We start from the raw sequence: 18,447 nt of genomic DNA, 5'->3' as shown, positions 1-18,447 counted from the left end.
CCCCCAGGACGACAATCGACTCGAGCGTGGAAACCCCCGAAAGCGATGACGTGATTGCCCTGGTGAAAACCGGCGTCTGAAGCGCACGATGTACGGACGACCCTCAGGATAGCGTCGATCCTCTCGGTCGGCAAGAAGCACCTACCGGCGAGTCACGACAGGTTTCTTCAGAACGTGCTGACGCCGTCGGCGACGTCGAGTTCGAGGACACGGAGGCCGTCGGCGACGGCCTTGTCCTTGAGGTCCTGCGGGAACGGTTCTGTACAGAGCGCAAGGACCGTCGGTCCGGCGCCGGACAGTACGGCCGCGATTCCCCTGGACCGAAGTGAAGCAATCAATTCCGTGGCACCCGGGAGCGCGCTCGCGCGTTGACCTTGGTGCAGCATGTCCTCGGTCGCGGGAATGAGAAGGTCCGGACGCTGGGTGAGCGCGACGACGGCCAACGCGCCGCGGCTTACGTTGAACGCTGCGTCACGGTGCGGAACCAACTCGGGCAACAGGCCTCGCGTGTGCGACGTCGACGATCTCTCCGCGGGGACGAACGCCACCACGTGGATGTCGGGGTGCACGGGCAGTCGCACCGCGGAGTACGTCCGCTGCGTGATGCTCGTGGGCTCGCTCCAGGACACGACGGCACCGCCGAGAACACTCGCCGACGCGTTGTCCGGGTGACCTTCGAATTCGGATGCGAGCTGAACCAACTGGGCGTCGGACAGTGCGAACGACGAGTCCAGTTTGGCCGCAAGACCGTTCGCTGCCGACAGACCGCCGACGACAGCGGACGCCGACGAGCCGAGCCCGCGTGAATGGGGAATCACGTTGGTGCACACCACATCCAGACCGTCGGCCCAGACGCCGGCGGCTTCGAGGCCCCGCTCGATGGCGCGGACGACGAGATGCGAAGGTCCCCACGGCACGTCGTCGGCACCTTCGCCCTCGACGTGAATACTCAGACCCGACGCCGTGGTGGTGACCTTGATCTCGTCGTACAGCCCGAGAGCAATCCCCAAGGTGTCGAATCCAGGGCCGAGGTTGGCGCTCGACGCGGGAACCCGCGCCGTGACCGTCAAGCCGTGCGGCAGTGTCGTCGTCATGGAACGAGACTCTGCCACTACGCCAACTCGAGCGCAGATGCCACAGCGACAGGGTCGACGGGAATAGGTTCGACCACGGGCATTCCGGACAGCGCGGTGTCCGGATCCTTCAGTCCATTGCCGGTGACAGTGCAGACGACGCGCAGGCCGCTGTCCAGCCAGCCTTCCTTGCGGGCTGCGATCAGGCCGGCGATGGATGCCGCGGAGGCGGGTTCGACGAAGACACCTTCGGTCTTCGCGACCAGACGGTATGCCTCGAGGATTTCCTCGTCGGTAGCCGCGCGGAAGGCGCCGCCCGACTCTTCTTTCGCGGCGACCGCACCGTTCCAGGACGCGGGCGAGCCGATCCGGATGGCCGTGGCGATGGTCTCGGGCTCCGAGACGGGCGCGCCGTGAACCAGAGGTGCCGCACCGGCGGCCTGGACACCGAGCATGCGCGGCTTCACCGTGGTGAGTCCGTCACGGAAGTACTCGGAGTAGCCCCGCCAGTAGGCGGTGATGTTGCCGGCGTTGCCCACCGGCAGCGCATGGACGTCGGGCGCGTTGCCCAGTGCGTCGCAGATCTCGAACGCAGCCGTCTTCTGGCCCTCGATGCGCACCGGGTTGACCGAGTTGACGAGGCCGATGGTCGGGAACTCGGCAGTGGTCTTGCGCGCCAGCTCGAGGCAGTCGTCGAAGTTGCCTTGTACCTGAATGATCTTGGCGCCGTGCATGACTGCCTGCGCGAGCTTGCCCATCGCGATCTTGCCCTGCGGGACAAGGACAGCGCAGCCCATTCCTGCCTTCGCGGCATACGCGGCGGCGGACGCAGACGTGTTGCCCGTCGACGCGCACAACACCGCTTCCTGTCCGCGCGCAAGGGAATCCGTCACAGCCATGGTCATGCCGCGGTCCTTGAACGAGCCCGTCGGGTTCAGGCCCTCGACCTTGAGATGGACTTCGCAGCCGGTCAGCTCGGAAAGACGCTCGGCGTGGATCAGCGGTGTGCCGCCCTCGAGCAGCGTGACGGTCTTCCAGTCCGGTCCGATTGCCAGACGATCGCGGTACGCCTCGATCAGTCCCGGCCACGGCGTATGCACGGTCATTCGGTGCCTTCCAATCTCAGAACACTGACTACAGAGGTGACGACGTCGAGCTTGTCCAACGCCGACACGGTTTCGGACAGAGCAGAATCGGCGGCGAGGTGCGTGACGACGACGAGTCTCGCCCCGTCACCCGAACCGGCCTGGCGAACGGTGGAGATGCTGACGTCGCGAGTCGCGAACTCGGCCGCCACGGTCGCGAGGACCCCTGGCTTGTCCGCCACCTGCATGCTGACGTAGTACCGCGTCGGGATGTCGCCCATGGGAGCTACCTTCAGCTTCGCGTACTTCGACTCCAGCGGGCCTCGGCCGCCGTAGAACTTGTTGCGGGCAGCCATGACGAGGTCACCGAGAACGGCCGACGCGGTCGGGGCCCCGCCTGCACCCTGCCCGTAGAACATCAGGCGTCCAGCGGCTTCCGCCTCGACGACGATGGCGTTGAAAGCCCCGTTGACGGTGGCAAGCGGGTGGTCGCGCGGAACGAGCGCCGGGTAGACACGCGCCGAGATGCGCTCCTTGCCCTTGGGCGTCGTGATGCGCTCGCAGATCGCCAGCAACTTGATGGTGCAGTCGAGCGAGCGAGCCGTCTCCAGGTCCGCCGAGGTGATCTTCGAGATTCCCTCACGGTAGACGTCGCCCGCGGTCACGCGGGTGTGGAAGGCGATGGACGCCAGAATCGCAGCCTTCGACGCCGCGTCGTATCCCTCGACGTCGGCCGTGGGATCGGCTTCGGCGTAGCCCAACCGTCCGGCCTCGGCCAGGGTTTCGGCGTAGTCGGCGCCGGTCTCGTCCATGGCGGACAGGATGAAGTTGGTGGTGCCGTTGACGATTCCGGCGACCTTGTTGACGCGGTCACCTGCAAGCGACTGCATCAACGGACGCACGACAGGAATGGCACCGGCGACCGCGGCCTCGAAATACAAGTCTGCGCGGGACTTCTCGGCAGCATCGGCGAGCTCGCCGGTGTACTCCGCGAGCAGAGCCTTGTTGGCCGTGACGACCGACTTGCCCTTCTCCAGAGCCGACAGGATCAGTTTGCGCGGGATGTCGATACCACCGAGCACCTCGACGACCAGGTCCACATCGTCGCGGGCGACGAGGGACTCGGGATCGTCGGTGAGCAGCGCGGTGTCGACTCCGCGATCTCCATCGACTCGCCGGACCGCGATGCCGCGAATCTCGAGAGGCGCGCCGACACGTGCGGCGAGGTCCTCGGCGTTCTCGGTCAGAATTCGGACGACTTCACTTCCGACGTTCCCGAGGCCGAGAACGGCTACTCCCAACGGCTTCGTTGTCATGGCTGCACCTCCAAGCTGAGCAGGTCTTCGAGTGTCTCTCGGCGCAGGACGAGCCGAGACTTTCCGTCTTTCACCGCGACGACGGCAGGTCGCGTCAACAAGTTGTACCGACTGGACATCGAGTAGCAGTACGCACCGGTTGCAGCGACGGCAAGCAGATCACCGGGGCCGACATCGCTGGGCATCCAGGTGTTCTTGATCACCACATCGCCGCTTTCGCAATGCTTTCCGACGACACGAGCGAGAACCGCATCGGCGTCGGAGTCACGCGAGACGAGTCTGCAGTCGTATTCCGCTTGATACAGAGAGGTGCGGATGTTGTCGCTCATTCCGCCGTCCACACTCACGTAGCGTCGACGAGTCTGCGCGTCGACGGTGACGTCCTTGATGGTGCCGACCTCGTACAGCGTCACCGTGCCCGGGCCTGCGATGGCGCGGCCGGGCTCGACGTCGATGTTGGGCACCGGAAGACCCACCAGAGCGGATTCCGTGGCAACGATCGACTTCAGCTTCGCGGCGAGCTGATCGACCGGCGGCGGATCGTCGCTGGGCACGTAGGAAATTCCCATTCCTCCGCCGAGATCGACCGTCGAGATCTGCGAGGTCTTCTCCACGCCGAACTCTGCGACCACATCTCGGAGCAGACCGAGCAACTTGTGCGCGGCGAGCTCGAAACCGTCGACCTCGAAGATCTGGGAACCGATGTGACTGTGCAATCCGACGAGGCGGAGATTGTCGGTCGCGAACACACGCTTGATCGCTTCCAGGGCCGAACCGTCGGCCAGGGAGAAGCCGAACTTCTGGTCCTCGTGCGCCGTTGCGATGAACTCGTGGGTATGAGCTTCCACGCCGACGGTCACGCGAACCAGAACGTCCTGGACCTTCTTCTCGTCCGCCGCGACTGCGTCGAGGCGGTCGATCTCGATCATGGAATCGAGGACGACATGCTCGACGCCCGCTCGAACACCGGCCGTCAACTCTGCGACGGATTTGTTGTTGCCGTGCATCGCAATTCGCTCGGCGGGGAAGCCCGCTGCGAGTGCAATACCCAGTTCACCGCCGGAACAGATGTCGAGAGAAAGACCTTCGTCCGCCACCCACCGCGCGATCTCGCCACACAGAAAAGCCTTCGAGGCGTAGTGAACCCGCGCGGGATCACCGAACGCCTCCGCCATCTCCCGTGCGCGAGAACGGAAATCGTCCTCGTCGATGACGAACAACGGTGTGCCGTACTGCTCGGCCAACTCGGTGACCGGCACACCCGCAAGCGTGACCACACCGTCGTCGCCGCGAGCAGCGTTGCGTGGGTAGACGTGCGCGGGAAGAGCCGTCATGTCCGAAGCGATCTTCGGGCGCTCGGCGAGCCCGTCCTGGGACCGCACGTCCGCGTGCTTCGGGCCCGCCGGATGCGCGCTCACATCCGCTCCGGTGCGCTGACACCGAGCAGGCGCAGGCCGTTGGCCAGTACCTGACGGGTTGCGTTGCCCAATGCCAATCGAGCAGTGTTCACGGGTCCTGGCTCCTCGTCTCCTTGTGGTAGTACTCGGCACGCGCCGTAGAACCGGTGGTAGGCGCCGGCCAACTCTTCCAGATACCGCGCGATGCGATGCGGTTCACGAAGGTCGGCAGCGCTGGCGACGACCCGCGGGTATTCGCCGATGGTCCTTATCAATTCGCCTTCCTGATCCTGCGTGAGGAGGCTCAGGTCCGGATCGTCCCCGCTGATACCCAGGTCGGCGGCGTTGCGCGCCAGGGACGCGAGCCTCGCGTGCGCGTACTGGACGTAGTAGACCGGATTCTCGTTGCTCGCGCTCGCCCACAGTTCGAGATCGATATCGATGCTGGAGTCCACCGACGAACGAACCATCACGTAGCGGGCCGCATCCACACCGATGGCCTCGACCAGGTCGTCGAGGGTGATGACGGTGCCTGCACGCTTGCTCATCTTCACCGCGACACCGTCGCGAACCAGGTTGACCATCTGGCCGATCAGCACCTCGACCGTGTTCGGATCGTCACCGAATGCTGCCGCGGCTGCCTTGAGACGGCCAATGTACCCGTGGTGATCCGCGCCGAGCATGTAGATGCACAGGTCGAAACCGCGCTGGCGCTTGTTCTGGAAATACGCGATGTCCCCGGCGATGTAGGCGGCATTGCCGTCACTCTTGATGACGACGCGGTCCTTGTCGTCTCCGTAGTCGGTACTGCGCAGCCACCACGCACCGTCGTCCTCGAAGAGGCTTCCCGAGTTCTTCAGGAACTCGACGCACTTCTCCACCGCACCGGATTCGAACAACGAGTTCTCGTGGAAGTACACGTCGAAGTCGACGCCGAATTCGTGCAGATCGTTCTTGATCTGGTCGAACATGAGCTCGACGCCGATCGACCGGAAGGTCTCGGCCTGCGGCACATCGGCCATGGCAAGAACCTCGGGGCTCTTGGCGAGCACCTGCTGCGCGATCTCGTGGATGTAAGCGCCTGCGTATCCGTTCTCCGGAGCAGGCTCGCCCTTGGCCGCAGCGATCAGGGAGTTGGTGAACCGGTCGATCTGAGCACCGTGATCGTTGAAGTAGTACTCACGTACCACCTCGGCTCCCTGAGCCGACAGGATGCGACCGAGTGCATCACCGACCGCGGCCCACCGCGTTCCCCCGAGGTGAATGGGACCCGTTGGATTGGCCGAGACGAACTCGAGGTTGATCTTGGTGCCGGTCAGCGTCGACGACGTGCCGTACGCGGCACCGGCGTCGAGTGCCTGCGCGACGATCGCGCCCTGGGCGTCGGCATCGAGACGGATGTTCAGAAAGCCGGGACCAGCCACTTCGGCGCTGGCGATCGACACGTCGGCGCTCAGCGCCTCGGCGAGCCACCCGGCGAACTCACGCGGGTTCGCGCCCGCCTTCTTCGCGACCTGCAGGGCGACGTTGGTGGCGTAATCGCCGTGTTCGGGGTTGCGAGGGCGCTCGACCGTCACCTTGTCAGGCAGGACGGATACGTCGAGGCCGCGGTCGGCGAGCACCGCACTTGCGGTCGCGCGTAGTAGTTCGGCAAGGTCGGCGGGAGTCACAGGTGTCTATCCTATGGTCTGAGGTGCCCGAGGTACGAGGCGCCCGTGGTCTGAGGCGGGGGCTGTCGGCAACCACTGGCCTGAGGCGACAACAGCCTGTACTGGCGGCACCTCAAAGCAAGCACTCAGACAAGGACCGTACAGTAAGGGCGCTCTGCGATCACAAGTAGTTTTGCGCACCCAACTGCACCTCCGACAACCGAAAGAGCGACGACAGCGATGCCCACGGGTTCCAACAACGGCGGTCCGGACAAGAAGTCTGCAGCCAAAGCCAACAAGGCCATCAAGGCTGCAAAGAAAAGCAGCGGCGTCCCTGCGACGAAGAAATCGGGCGCGCCCAAGAACCGCCAGGTCCCGTGGCTGACCGTCGGAGCCGTCGTCGTCGTGGTCGGCCTCATCGCGGCTCTGGCCATCAACCTTTTCCCGAAGTATCAGGACCGCGCCGAAGCCCAGCGATGGGAGCCCAGCGAGAGCAACCAGGACCCGTCGTCGAACATCGCCGACGTCGTGGTTCAGCCGTACGAGGCCGCCTTGCACGTGTCCCCCACGCAGCGCGTCGCCTACGACCAGACGCCTCCGTTCGGCGGCCCCCACGACGCGACGTGGGCCACCTGCACCGGCGTCGTGTACCCGGAAGCGATCCGCACCGAGAACGCAGTCCACTCGCTCGAGCACGGAGCCGTGTGGATCACCTACAACCCCGACGTGTTGTCCGAGGATCAGATCCAGGTGCTCGCCGACAAGGTCGACGGTGAGACCTACATGCTGATGTCGCCCTACCCCGGTCAGGAATCTCCCGTCTCACTGCAGTCCTGGGGACACCAGCTCAAGGTCGACAGTGTCGACGACGAACGAGTGAACCAGTTCATCTCCGCGCTGCGGCTCAACCGGTACCAGTACCCCGAGGTCGGTGCGAGCTGCGCGACCGTACCCGGTGGCGGATTCGATCCCGACAACCCACCGCTGTTCGACGCCTCGGCACCCGGACCCGACGCAGTCCCGATGGACGGCGCAGGCATCACACCCGACGCCAGCGAGACGGGCGCAACCGGTGGCCTGCCGTCGGACCTGCAGCTTCCGAGCGACCTTCAGATCCCGACCGAAGCACCGGCAGCCCCGGCACCCGCTTCCTGATGACTGCTCCCACGAAGCCGAGGGTCAGCAGGCCACAATTGGTGGCTCTGCTGGCCCTCGGCGTCGTCGCCGCAGTCGCAATCGGGTTCGCTCTGGGATTCTTGGCACGAACGAACTTCCTCGGTGGAAACGACAACGTTCCTGCATCCGATTCGGTGGACGTCGGCTTCGCGCAGGACATGTCGGTGCACCACAATCAAGCCATCGACATGTCGTCGATCGCTATGACCAATGCCACCGACCCGCTCGTCCGTAACCTCGCGTTCGACATGCTCACGTCGCAGCAGAACCAGGTCGGCCAGATGCAGGGTTGGCTCGCCATCTGGGACCGCTCCCCCGTCGGGACCGACGGCTACATGGGCTGGATGACCGGTGACGAACACGGCCACTCGATGGCCGGAATGTCAGCCGGCTCCGACGGATCCGAGACGACGGGGCCCGTCGCGGCAATGCCGGGAATGGCCACCAGCGACGAACTTGCCGCCCTCCGCCAGGCAACCGGACCGGCCGTCGACGTCATGTTCCTGCAACTGATGCTGCGTCACCACCAGGGTGGACTCTCGATGATGGAATACGCGGCGGATCACGCTGAAACTCCTGCACTCGTTCGTCTCGCTCAGTCGATGATCTCGACTCAGGAAAGCGAATCCACCCTGATGACACAGATGCTCGCCGACAAAGGTGCTCAGCCCCTCGGTACTAACTGAGAGTCGGCGAGTACGTCCAGTCCGCGACCTCGGGCATGTCCTCCATGTGCTCGACGACGTAGGTCGCATGCCGCTCGAGTTGGGCGTTGCAGTACGACACCAGTTCTGCGCCGCGCTCCGGTACCCGCCTCGACCGACGCAGGGCCTCGAGCACAAGGTGGTAGCGGCTCATTCTGTTGAGCACCACCATGTCGAACGGCGTTGTGGTCGTGCCCTGTTCGTTGAAGCCGCGTACGTGGAACCGATCGACCTTCGGCCTGCCGTGCAGTAGTTCGTGCACCGCGCGGGGATAGCCGTGAAACGCGAACACCACGTCGGTGTCCGCGGTGAAGAGATCGACGAACTTCTCGTGCGTGAACCCGTGTGGGTGGTCCCCCGGCGTCACCAGTGCCATCAGATCCACGACGTTGACGACGCGGACACGCAGGTAGGGAACCCACTCGGCGAGGATCTGTGCGGCGGCGAGGATTTCCTGGGTCGGTACGTCACCCGCTGCGGCGAGCACCACGTCGGGTTCGCTGGGGCTCCCGGCGGACTCGGTTTCCGTTCCCGCCCAGTGCCACACCGACGCGCCCGCGGCACAGTGCTCGGCCGCCTGTTGGAGCGTCAAATACTGCAGGTGAGGTTGCTTGTCCACGACGATCAGGTTCACGTGGTCCCTGCTGCGGAAGCAGTGATCGGCGATCGACAGCAGGGTGTTGGAGTCCGGTGGTAGCCAGATTCGCACGACCTCGGGCGAGAGCGGAATCGCCGCGTCGATCATGCCTGGTCCTTGATGGCTGAACCCGTTGTGGTCGTTGCGCCAACACGTACTGGTCAGCAGCACGTTGAGCGACGCCACCGGTTCTCGCCACGGCAGATCGGCGGCGTGCTGCAGCCACTTGACGTGCTGGATCATCATGGACACGCTCACCATCGCGAATGCCTCGTAGCTCGCGAACAGTCCGTGGCCTCCCGCCAGAAGATAGCCCTCGAGCCACCCTTCGCACAGGTGCTCGCTGAGTACCTCCATCACACGTCCGTCGGGTGAGAGGTGGTCGTCCCAGTCCTTCGTCGGGAGTTGCCAGCAGCGGTCGGTCTGCTCGAAGACCGCAGCCAAGCGGTTGCTCGAGGTTTCGTCCGGCGAGAACAACCGGAAGTTTCCTCCACCGTCGTCCGAGGTGTTCCCCGCGTAGATGTCGCGCATCAACTCACCGAGCACCCTCGTCGTCTCGTGAAAACCTGCGCCGGGCGACTCGATCGAGATCTCGTAGTTCTCGAGTGGCGGGATACGTAGTGGTTGCAGCAGACGGCCGCCGTTGGCGTACGGCGTCGACCCCATTCGTTTGTCCCCCGCCGGAGCCAGCGCGGCGATCTGCGGGGCAAGGGTTCCGTCGCCGTCGAACAGTTCATGGGGACGGTAGGACTGCAGCCAGGTTTCCAACTGCGCCAGGTGCTCCGGGTTGGTCCTGACACCGGACAGGGGCACCTGGTGCGCCCGGAAAGTGCCCTCGACGAGGACACCGTCGACGGTGTGAGGGCCCGTCCAGCCCTTGGGCGTGCGCAGGATGATCGCGGGCCATCGGGCACCGGTCTCGGGCTCACCGGTTCGAGCGGCGCTCTGGATCGCTCGGATTCTCCGATGCGACTCACGAAGCACGCGCAGCAGTTCCGGGAACACCACACGTGGATCGTCACCGGCCACCACGACGGGTTCCCATCCTTGCCCGTGCAGAAAGTCGACGATGTCCTCGTCGCGACTCCGGCCGAACACCGTCGGCCCCGCGATTTTCGCGCCGTTCACGTTGATGATCGGCAGCACCGCACCGTCGCGTCGCGCGTTCAGGAACGCCGGGAGCTTCCAGGAGCCCGCGAGCGGACCCGTCTCTGCCTCTCCGTCACCGATGACGCACGCAACCGTCAACTGTGGTCGGTCGAATGCTGCTCCGCCCGCATGAACAAGTGCATAGCCGAGTTCGCCGCCCTCGTGGATGCTGCCCGGCGTCTGCACGCTGACGTGACTCGGTATCCCGCCGGGAGCGGAGAACTGACGACACAAGCGTCGTATTCCGTCCGCGTCGCGGGACACGTGCGGGTAGATCTCGGTGTACGTCCCTTCGAGATAGGTCGACGCCACGAGGGCCGGTCCGCCGTGTCCCGGGCCTGTCACGTACAGCCAGTCGGTGTCGGTCTCGTTGATGTGACGGTTGAGCAGGGTGTAGATCATCGACAGGCACGGGCTTGTCCCCCAGTGCCCCAGCAGGCGAGGTTTGATGTGCGACGCGTCGAGCGGCTCACGCAGAAGCGTGTTGTCCTTCAGGTATATCTGCGCGACGGTCAGATAGTTCGCTGCCGACCACCACGCCAGGTCGAGATCGAGAGCGTCGTCCGAATACTCGTAGTCGGTCATGCCCTCGACTGTCCTCCTCTTCCGTTAACACCAGGTGCGATTTCAGGTGACGGTTGCAATGCGCTAGTCTTGGAGCCGCCCAACAGGCACGCCGGATACGTAGGTTTTCTTCGTCTCGGCGCGCCCCCGTAGCTCAGGGGATAGAGCGTTCGCCTCCGGAGCGAAAGGCCGCAGGTTCGAATCCTGCCGGGGGCACATATTCTTGCCGCACGGTGCAACAATTGCGCACATGTCCTCCGCCGAACTCGACGACATTGCAGCCGAGCTGTATTCCGTCGATCCGGCCGAGTTCGTCGCCGCTCGCACATCCGCTGCTGCCGCCGCCAAGGACTCGGGCAACCGCAAACTAGCGGCCGCGATCACCAAGCTCCGTAAGCCGACGACCGTCGGATGGATGGTCAATCTCCTGGTCCGCGAAGAACCCGAGGACGTGGCAGATCTGTTCGACCTCGGCGACAGGCTTCGCGACGCCCAGCGCCGATCGGCCGCCGGGGACCTCAGAGAACTGTCGGCGGACCGTCAGAAATCGATCCGCGCCCTCTCCGCCCGTGCCGTCGAGATCGCCGCCGATCGCGGACGGACCACCACGGAGGACGCGGCCCGCGAAGTCGGTCAGACCCTCGGTGCCGCACTCGCAGATCCCGATGTCGCCGAGCGTGTACGCGCGGGACGAGTGGTGACGGCCGAGTCCTACAGCGGCTTCGGCCCCGCCGTGCTGTCGTTGGCCCCGGAACCGACCACATCCACCGACACTGCCGAATCCGAGCAGCCGGACGAGGCGACGCACGAGGAGGACACAGAGGCAGCCGCCAGGGCCGCGGAGGTGCAAGCGGAGGCTCGGAAGCGATTCGACGAGGCCAGGGAACGGTTCGAGGAGGCTCGGGAGGACGAGCAGGCAGCCGAGAACGCCGCCGCTGTCGCCGACGCCGCAGCCGAGGCGGCGTCGACCCGGCTGACCGAGATCAAGGAGCGGTTGGCTCAGCTGCGCTCCGAGTTGCACGATGCCGAAGAGCACGAAGCCGACGCCAGAAAGGACGAGAAGTCGACCGAGCGCGAATCCCGCCGTCTACGAAGGATTCTCACCGATGCACAGGCACGGACGGCGGAGCAACGGGCAGCTCTGGACGAACTGGACCGTCAGGATTCCTGAGCACGAGGTACCTGTCCAACTCCGCGGCACCGGTCAGCATCGCGCGCCCGCGAGCATGGATCCGGCCGCGCCAGTCGTCCATCAGATCCGCAAGCGGTTCCACGCCGCCCGCGCTCCGAACGTGGGCGATCAACGGCGCGATCTGGCGCAGCGCAAACCCTCCTCGCCGCAGCTGCCGGGTCAGCTGCGCGTCGCGTACCGCGGACTCGGCGTAGACGCGATACCCCGTCTTCCTGTCACGGTGGGGTCTCACCAACCCCGCGCGCTCCCACTTGCGCAAGGTCGCGGGCTCGACACCCAGCTTGTGAGCAAGCGGGCCGATGAACAACCCGGCGGGCGTCGTTCCTGCAGGCTCCACTCCCCCTCGAGTCGTTCCTGCAGGCTCCACTCCCCCTCGAGTCGTTCCTGCAGGCTCCACTCCCCCTCGAGTCGTTCCTGCAGGCTCCACTCCTGCCAGAGCATGTTCGACCGAGCGCAGGGTTGCACGTTCTTCGCGCAGCTGTACGTGTGCGTCGTCGATCATCTGGAGCGCGGAGCCGACGTCACCGGAATTAACGGCGCACATGATGGCCGTCGACATCGCGTGGCCGTGCCCCGCAGTGAGAGCTCGGAACGTCCTCGAGGCTTGCGCGTGCATCGGCGTGTACGTCCGATAACCGTGCTCGGTTCTCGTGGCCGCGGGAAGTATTCCGGCATCCTCGTAATTACGCACAGCCTGCGTCGACATCCCGTGTTCGCGAGCCAGGTCGACGGGACGCAATCGAGGCTTTTCGGTGGTCGACATGGCAGGATCCTTTCAAAGCTTCAAAGGACGGTTCAACGATAGCGTTCACTGTATGCCTGCTTCTATCGACCACGTCGTCCATCCAGCCCAGGGGTCTTCCCTCGTCCAACTGCTGGGTACCCGGCCGCAACTGCTCGCCGTCGGAGAGCCGACCCACGGCGCTCATGGACTCCTGGAACTGCGGAACGACCTTTTCCGCGAACTCGTCGAGAACGAGAGCTACCGCACCATCTCCATCGAAAGCGACTGCCTGATGGGTCGATTGGTGGACGACTACGTCGTGAGCGGCGTCGGCACGCTCGATCACGTTCTAACACACGGCTTCAGCCACGAATGGGGCACGTTGGACGGAAATCGGCAGCTCGTGCAGTGGATGCGTGAGCACAACCGTCGGCACCCGGTCTCCGAGGCCGTCCGATTCGCTGGTTTCGATGCACCGCTGGAGATGGCGTCGGCAGCCAGCCCACGGCACGCACTCACCGAACTCCATGCCTACCTCGCCCGTTGGGTGCAATCGGATCTGATTCCCGTCATCGGTGAGACTCTGGATCGGTTGCTCGGTCCGGACGAGCGATGGACCGATCCCGATGCGATGCACTCCCCGTCACGGTCCTTCGGACGCAGTGCAGAAGCCATCGAATTGCGGCTCGTCGCAGACGATCTGGCGAGTCTCCTCGATATGCAGGCGCCACGTCTCCGCGCGGTGACGGCCCGCGAGTCCTGGTTCGACGCACACCTGTGTGCTCGGACCGCCATCGGTCTACTGCGCTACCACTACTGGATGGCGGACGGCTCCGCGGCACGCATGACAAGGTTGTGCAGCCTACGAGATTCCATGATGGCGGAGAACCTCCTGGCACTCGCCGAGCGGGGACCGACGTTGGTATCGGCGCACAACAGCCACCTCCAACGCTGGAAGAGCAGCATGCAGATGTGGCAGGGCTCGATCGAATGGTGGAGTGCGGGCGCCCTCGTCGACGCCCGGCTCGGCGCCGACTTCGCTTTTCTGCCGACCGCAGTCGGCACGATCGAGCGCCACGACGTCGGCCCGCCGTTGCCGAACACCGTGGAGGGCCATCTGTTTTCGTTGCGTGCCGGGCGGAGCCTCGTCGACACGCGCACCCTGTCCGAAGCACTGGGAACGGAGCGCCCCGACGCCCGCGTGTCACCGTGGTTCGGTTATGCGCCGCTCGACCCCGATCACCTCGTCGACAACGACGGCTTGCTTTTCGTCGACGACGCAGATCATTCGACCGGCTACGGTCCCGCGGGATCGACCGATTGACGATCCGGAACGACGATCGTCGTGATGGCCGTGATGTCGCCGGCGGGTATGGCGAAATGTTCGACCGTGGACAGTGTCGTGTTGTCGTCCAGTTCGATTCGGTACCGTGCGACGACGAAGGACTCCCACTCCTCGATGTCCACGTCACGTACTGCGGTGACGCGACGGTACCGCGACGACTGTTCCAGGTCGTCCCGAATGTGTTGCCCGCTCTCCCCGGTGACGTCGCCGTTCTCGACGCGTCGACATCCTTCCGCGAGGCGTAGTTTGGTGGCGTCGTGACTCGTCAAGGCCTTGATGTATTCGCGTGCCATCGCGACGCGCCCAGTGTCTGCTTTCCTCGTCGCATGCCGAGCGATGCTCGCCAGCAACGACTCTGCGAGTTCGGTGCGGCAGATCAGGAGATCCGGGAGGTAGGGATGAGACTGGTTGTACAGCAACGGCGTTCCGTCGATGCGTGAGCAATGCAGGCCTGCCGCGAGGGCAACGCCCACTGGCGCAGCCGAATCCCATTCCCACTGACCGCCCGAGTGCACGTACGCGTCGACGTCCCCGCGGACGACGGCCATCGCCTTCGCCCCGGCCGATCCCATCGTGACGACATCTCCACCGACGTCGCCGGCGACCGCTTCGATGTAGTAGGGCGGACGACTGTCGCTCACGACGAGGGTCAGCCTGCCGCTCGACGGTGCTCGCTGCCCCGTTTTCACCGTCGAATAGACGGCTCCGAGAGCAGGTTGGGCGACTGCGGACGCGGTCATCCCCTTCCCGGCCTCCCACAGTCCGACGTGGACGGCCCAGTCCGCGCGCCCCTGGATGCCGTACTCACGTGACCCGTCCAGTGGGTCGATGATCCAGACGCGTTGCGCGTCGAGCCGGGCCGGATCGTCGGCGGACTCCTCGGACAGCACGGCGTCGCCCGGCCGATCGGCACTCAATCTGGCCAGGATCAGCTGGTTCGCCTCGGCATCTCCGAGGCGGCCGAGCTCGCGGCCTTCCGTTGTTCCGTTCTCGCGCGCACGAATGTCGAGCAGCACTCTGCCCGCAGCCTGCGCAACGTCGGCCGCGAACCGCGCGTCGTCTTCGGGTGTAAAAGATGCACTCACGGGTTCACCATTGCACGATTGCGCTCGACCGTGTGGCGGAGGTGTGCGCAGCGGCCGCCTAGAGTGTCCACCATGGCTCCGACACGCTGGCAGACCGAGAACGACGAGGCTCAGTCCAGGAAATACGTCGAGAGGTTCGCTCGCCTCGAGGCTCGCGGCGTCGACATGCACGGTGAGGCACGGATGGTCGACGCGCTGCTTGCGCCGGGCAGTTCGGTCCTCGACGCGGGTTGTGGCACAGCGCGTCTCGGCGCGGAGCTCGCCCGTCGCGGACATCGGGTGACCGCAGTGGACCTCGACCCCGTGTTCGTCGATGCAGCCCGCCTGAACCCCGACATCACCGTTCACCAGGCCGATCTGACCCAGCTCGACCTCGGTGGGACGTTCGACGCAGTCGCCGCGGCTGGGAACGTGATGGTGTTCATGGAGCCCGGGACCGAACGCACTGCGGTGGAGCGGATCGCAGCGCATCTCACGCCGGGCGGCGTGTTCGTCGCAGGGTTCGCCACCGATCGCGAGTACACCGTGGGACAGTTCGACGACGATCTCGCCGCGTCCGGCCTTATCGTCGAACATCGTTTCGGCACCTGGGATTTGCGGCCGTGGCGATCGGACTCCGACTGGGCGGTCACCGTGGCGCGGGCGGCTCAGCTCCTGGCCTGAAGCTCCCGGCCTGAAGCTGGTCGGGTAGTGCATCGAACCAGTCGAGTGTCGCCTGCTCGTACCTGATCCCGAAATCCAATGTGGCCAGGTCGAAGACAGTCGCGCCGTCCGACACGGCGCGCTGCTCCCGATAGCGAGCCAGGGTGTCTGCGTGCCGACGTCGGTGGTCGGCCAGTATCCCCGCCACCCGCCCCGGGGCGAGATGCTCGCCGAACGCCAAAGTCAACAACAGCGGGTGTCGGATGTTCTCCTCACCGGGAGCCCGATCGATCCACCGGGCGAACTCGACCCGCCCGTCGTCGGTGATGGTGAACGGTTTCTGAGCCCTGGCACCGACCGCGCCTTCCTCGACCAAGCCTCGCTTCGTCAGCGCCGCGAGTTCTCGGTACACCTGACTCCGCGTGACGGTCCAGAAGCCGCCGATGCAGGCAACGGCAGTGGCATGAAGGTCCCAGCCGGTCATGGGGCCGCGATGCAGAAACCCGAGCAGTGACGCCGCGGTCGCGTTCAACGGTGGTGTTTCGGGCACACGTCATGCTCCCACACCTTGACATTCCACAGTGGTAGGTCGATGCTGGACACACCGACAGTCCACAATGGAACGTCAGTCCGGAGTTGGAGTGCAGATGCCGTACCAACCGAACGTCCGTGAAACGAACTCGAACACCCGCCTGTCCGACGCGCACCGCGACACCGCCGTCGACCTCCTGACCAGCCACGTAGCGTCCGGCCGCCTGACGATCGAGGACTTCGACGGACGCGCCGCCCAGGCCTACGCCGCCGTCACGCACGCCGACCTCGACGACGTGTTCCGCGACCTCCCCGCACCTGCGACCTCGAAGCAGATGGCCTCGAAAGCGGTGGCCTCGACACCGGTTGCCTCGACACCGATCGAGCCGCAGTCCCCGCAACGCCCACCGATGAGCCGCGAACTGCTGACGTGGGCGAGCGTCGGAGTCCTGTGCCTCACCATCTGGGCCGTCACCTCGGTCGCCACCGGGAACTTCCTCTACCCCTGGCCGGTATGGGTCATCGGTCCATGGGGAGCGATGCTGGCACTGCACCGGGTCACCGGCATGCCGATGGGCTGCACCAGTCGCTGACACGACGTCACGAACCGGGAATCACGACGACCTTGCCCGGCAGGTTCCCCGCTGCGGCGCGGGCGTGCACCGTCGCGAGGTCGCGCAGCGGAACTCGGTCGGCCACGTCGACGACGAGCTCGCCTCGGTCGACACGCGTCGAGAGTTCGGACAGTTGCGCGGCGTCGCTGCGGAGGTACATGTCGATGCCGCGAACACCGCGCGCCTCGTCACTCGGCGCGGGCATCCAGACCGTGGTGTTGACGACCACGCCGCCGTCCGCGACTCGGGTTGCCAGGGCGCCGAACAGGTCCGGCGTGATGGGCGCGAAGTTCACCAGAACGTCGACGGGCGTCGTCAGCGCGACCACGACGTCGACCGCCGAGTGGTCGACGACCTCGTCGGCACCGAGCTTCCTCAGGCGCTCCGTCTCCGACGCACGACCCGTCGCGACGACGTACGCGCCTGCCTCGTGGGCCAACTGCACTGCGAAACCACCGACGGCTCCGCTCGCGCCGTTCACCAGGATGCGCTGTCCGCGCTTCAGCTCGGCGTGATCGAACAGAGCCTGCCACGCAGTCAGTCCAACCACGCCGAGCACTGCCGAATCGGCGAGCGGAATCGACGTCGGCGCCGGAGCGAGCGCGTCGGCGTCGACGACCACGAAGTCTGCTGACGCACCGTCCGTGACGAACGGCAGGAATCCGATCACTCGGTCCCCGACTCGTTGATTGTCGACTCCGTCGCCCAGCGCGTCGACGGTTCCTGCGACATCGACACCCGGGATGTGCGGCAGTGTCAGTGGCATCGGCTCCTGCATGTTGCCCGCCCGGATACTTCCGTCGACACCGTTGAAGGTGGTGCCTGCAACGCGAACTCGAACCTGGCCGGCTGCGGGAACGGGAGTCTCGACGTCCTCGTACCGCAGAACATCGGCGTCGCCGTACTGGTGGAAGCGAATGGCCTTCATGGTATTGCCTTTCCTCGAACTCGAAGTGCTTCGATTTCGAAGCACACCGCAAAGCTAGCATTGTTGCGAATTCGAAGCAAGTCTTTCGAATCCGAAGCAGTTGTAGAGTGGCCTCATGCCGGAACAACCGCCCGCCCTCGACTCCGTTCAACTCGGCGCGTACTTCTCGCTCATGGAGGTCGCCGGCCTGCTGCGTCACGCGGTGGAGCAGCAACTGAGGGAGGACGGAGACCTCAGCTACGTGCAGTTCCAGTTGCTCGCTCGCCTGGCCCTCGACTCGCCGTCGGGCAGCGAACGCATGACCGACCTCGCCGACGGCGTCGTCTACAGCCGTAGCGGACTGACCTACCAGGCAGGTTTGCTCGAAAAAGCGGGGCTCGTGTCCCGCGGACCGTCGCCCGACGACGAACGCAGCGTCGCCGTCACGGTCACCGACTCCGGACGGGCGTTGATCGCCAAGGTGATTCCCGGCCACGTCGAGATCGTTCAGCAACAACTGTTCTCGTCACTGTCACCGTCGGACACCCGGGCGCTCGGAGAACTCCTGTCGCCGGTCCGCGATCACATGCGGACAGCACCCCCACGCTCGGCGGCAGCACGCCGGAAGCGCTGAGCAGAACCAGCGAGAAGCATGAG

Annotated in this window: 17 protein-coding genes and 1 tRNA gene; 8 read left to right on the top strand and 10 right to left on the bottom strand. The window is 65.3% G+C overall.

The window, feature by feature from the left end; all coding sequences use genetic code 11:
• Positions 1–167: 167 nt before the first annotated feature.
• The 5 genes from thrB to argS are packed head-to-tail and all read right to left on the bottom strand — an operon-like array spanning position 168 to position 6,541.
• Complete coding sequence (gene thrB / locus CH293_RS18120; protein ID WP_037104682.1) at positions 168–1,094, bottom strand: homoserine kinase; 927 nt, start codon at positions 1,092–1,094, stop codon at positions 168–170.
• Positions 1,095–1,111: 17 nt separating this feature from the next.
• On the bottom strand, positions 1,112–2,179 hold the full coding sequence (thrC, locus tag CH293_RS18115) for a threonine synthase (RefSeq protein WP_094721009.1): 1,068 nt from the start codon (positions 2,177–2,179) through the stop codon (positions 1,112–1,114).
• Complete coding sequence (locus tag CH293_RS18110; RefSeq protein ID WP_019667266.1) at positions 2,176–3,474, bottom strand: homoserine dehydrogenase; 1,299 nt, start codon at positions 3,472–3,474, stop codon at positions 2,176–2,178. Before CH293_RS18110 ends, thrC begins: the two co-directional genes overlap by 4 nt.
• Entirely contained in the window at positions 3,471–4,892 is a 1,422-nt protein-coding gene (gene lysA, locus CH293_RS18105) for a diaminopimelate decarboxylase (RefSeq protein WP_037104675.1), read from the bottom strand. Before lysA ends, CH293_RS18110 begins: the two co-directional genes overlap by 4 nt.
• Positions 4,889–6,541 carry an arginine--tRNA ligase gene (gene argS / locus CH293_RS18100; RefSeq protein ID WP_094721008.1) on the bottom strand — a complete coding sequence of 551 codons (1,653 nt, stop codon included), beginning with the start codon at positions 6,539–6,541 and terminating at the stop codon, positions 4,889–4,891. The genes lysA and argS overlap by 4 nt, the downstream gene beginning before the upstream one ends.
• Before the next feature lie 219 nt (positions 6,542–6,760).
• On the opposite strand from argS, the gene CH293_RS18095 reads away from it, so the two are divergent.
• Positions 6,761–7,675 (top strand): DUF3105 domain-containing protein, encoded by a 915-nt coding sequence (locus CH293_RS18095; protein ID WP_094721007.1) that lies wholly within the window; start codon positions 6,761–6,763, stop codon positions 7,673–7,675.
• A complete protein-coding gene (locus tag CH293_RS18090) occupies positions 7,675–8,382 on the top strand; it encodes a DUF305 domain-containing protein (protein ID WP_037104669.1) in 708 nt (235 codons plus the stop codon). Before CH293_RS18095 ends, CH293_RS18090 begins: the two co-directional genes overlap by 1 nt.
• On the opposite strand, the gene CH293_RS18085 is transcribed toward CH293_RS18090, so the two are convergent.
• Positions 8,375–10,771, bottom strand: a complete 2,397-nt coding sequence (locus CH293_RS18085) for a phosphoketolase (protein ID WP_094721006.1) — start codon at positions 10,769–10,771, stop codon at positions 8,375–8,377. The genes CH293_RS18090 and CH293_RS18085 overlap by 8 nt on opposite strands.
• Positions 10,772–10,893: 122 nt before the next feature.
• Between CH293_RS18085 and CH293_RS18080 the strand changes: the two genes are divergently transcribed.
• A tRNA-Arg gene (locus CH293_RS18080) sits at positions 10,894–10,966 on the top strand.
• Positions 10,967–11,000: 34 nt separating this feature from the next.
• Complete coding sequence (locus CH293_RS18075; RefSeq protein ID WP_141217181.1) at positions 11,001–11,921, top strand: hypothetical protein; 921 nt, start codon at positions 11,001–11,003, stop codon at positions 11,919–11,921.
• Here the strand turns inward: CH293_RS18075 and CH293_RS18070 are convergent.
• Positions 11,851–12,705: a TioE family transcriptional regulator gene (locus CH293_RS18070; RefSeq protein ID WP_094721004.1), complete on the bottom strand. Its 855-nt coding sequence runs from the start codon at positions 12,703–12,705 to the stop codon at positions 11,851–11,853. The genes CH293_RS18075 and CH293_RS18070 overlap by 71 nt on opposite strands.
• A 52-nt stretch (positions 12,706–12,757) precedes the next feature.
• Between CH293_RS18070 and CH293_RS18065 the strand changes: the two genes are divergently transcribed.
• The gene (locus CH293_RS18065; RefSeq protein ID WP_094721003.1) at positions 12,758–13,990 is read left to right on the top strand and encodes an erythromycin esterase family protein; all 1,233 of its coding nucleotides are present in this window, start codon (positions 12,758–12,760) and stop codon (positions 13,988–13,990) included.
• On the opposite strand, the gene CH293_RS18060 is transcribed toward CH293_RS18065, so the two are convergent.
• Entirely contained in the window at positions 13,963–15,096 is a 1,134-nt protein-coding gene (locus tag CH293_RS18060) for a 3'(2'),5'-bisphosphate nucleotidase CysQ (protein ID WP_094721002.1), read from the bottom strand. The two genes, CH293_RS18065 and CH293_RS18060, sit on opposite strands and share 28 nt — an antisense overlap.
• Positions 15,097–15,168: 72 nt before the next feature.
• On the opposite strand from CH293_RS18060, the gene CH293_RS18055 reads away from it, so the two are divergent.
• A complete protein-coding gene (locus tag CH293_RS18055; RefSeq protein WP_176460049.1) occupies positions 15,169–15,759 on the top strand; it encodes a bifunctional 2-polyprenyl-6-hydroxyphenol methylase/3-demethylubiquinol 3-O-methyltransferase UbiG in 591 nt (196 codons plus the stop codon).
• Here CH293_RS18055 and CH293_RS18050 read toward each other — a convergent pair.
• A complete protein-coding gene (locus CH293_RS18050; RefSeq protein ID WP_094721000.1) occupies positions 15,725–16,288 on the bottom strand; it encodes a PadR family transcriptional regulator in 564 nt (187 codons plus the stop codon). The genes CH293_RS18055 and CH293_RS18050 overlap by 35 nt on opposite strands.
• A gap of 97 nt (positions 16,289–16,385) precedes the next feature.
• Here CH293_RS18050 and CH293_RS18045 point away from each other — a divergent pair, with 97 nt between their 5' ends.
• Complete coding sequence (locus CH293_RS18045; protein ID WP_255122898.1) at positions 16,386–16,862, top strand: DUF1707 domain-containing protein; 477 nt, start codon at positions 16,386–16,388, stop codon at positions 16,860–16,862.
• A 7-nt stretch (positions 16,863–16,869) separates the two neighbouring features.
• On the opposite strand, the gene CH293_RS18040 is transcribed toward CH293_RS18045, so the two are convergent.
• Positions 16,870–17,811: an NADP-dependent oxidoreductase gene (locus CH293_RS18040; protein WP_094720998.1), complete on the bottom strand. Its 942-nt coding sequence runs from the start codon at positions 17,809–17,811 to the stop codon at positions 16,870–16,872.
• A gap of 115 nt (positions 17,812–17,926) precedes the next feature.
• Here CH293_RS18040 and CH293_RS18035 point away from each other — a divergent pair, with 115 nt between their 5' ends.
• Complete coding sequence (locus CH293_RS18035; protein WP_094720997.1) at positions 17,927–18,424, top strand: MarR family winged helix-turn-helix transcriptional regulator; 498 nt, start codon at positions 17,927–17,929, stop codon at positions 18,422–18,424.
• Positions 18,425–18,447 lie beyond the last annotated feature (23 nt).

The sequence above is a fragment of the Rhodococcus sp. 14-2470-1b genome (assembly GCF_002259415.1).
In the GTDB taxonomy this organism is placed as follows: Bacteria; Actinomycetota; Actinomycetes; order Mycobacteriales; family Mycobacteriaceae; genus Rhodococcoides.
Note: the sequence above shows the minus strand (reverse complement) of the source record. Positions and strands in the feature narration are given on the sequence as shown.